Annotated in this window: 1 protein-coding gene; it reads right to left on the bottom strand. The window is 73.8% G+C overall.

Going from position 1 to position 424, the window contains the following annotated elements; all coding sequences use genetic code 11:
- A partial coding sequence (locus tag B8460_RS11285; protein WP_048861698.1) for a PD-(D/E)XK nuclease family protein occupies window positions 1-402 on the bottom strand: 402 nt, incomplete at its 3' end.
- Window positions 403-424 lie beyond the last annotated feature (22 nt).

Below are 424 nucleotides of genomic sequence, written 5' to 3' on the forward strand. Positions count from 1 at the left end.
GTCATAGGTCTCGATCAGCCGGCGCAGCCCGTCGAGCGCGCCGGCGATGGCGTCGCGCAGCGCCGTGTCGTCCTCGTCCGCGAACAGCGCCTTGATCTCGCCCGGCGTCCGGCCGCCGGTCAGCCGCCAGTAGGCGAGCGCGCCGACGCTGCCGGTGACACCCGCGAAGGCGCCCGCCTCGGCCATCGCGGCGAGCAGCGTCATCTGTGGCGAGTAGCCGAGTTCGACCTGGCTCTGATGCGGCACGTGGCCGGTCTTGTAGTCGAGCACGGTCAGCGTCTCGCCATGGCGTTCGATCCGGTCGGCGCGGCCGTGCAGGACGAACGGGCCGCCGGGCCCCGTCAGCGTGAAGTCGCCGGCGATCTCCGCATGGACCGCCGACGGGGCGCCGAGCGCTGCCACTCGCTCCGCCTCGTGCGCGGCG

It is taken from the genome of Acidisphaera rubrifaciens HS-AP3, from assembly GCF_000964365.1.
In the GTDB taxonomy this organism is placed as follows: Bacteria; Pseudomonadota; Alphaproteobacteria; order Acetobacterales; family Acetobacteraceae; genus Acidisphaera; species Acidisphaera rubrifaciens.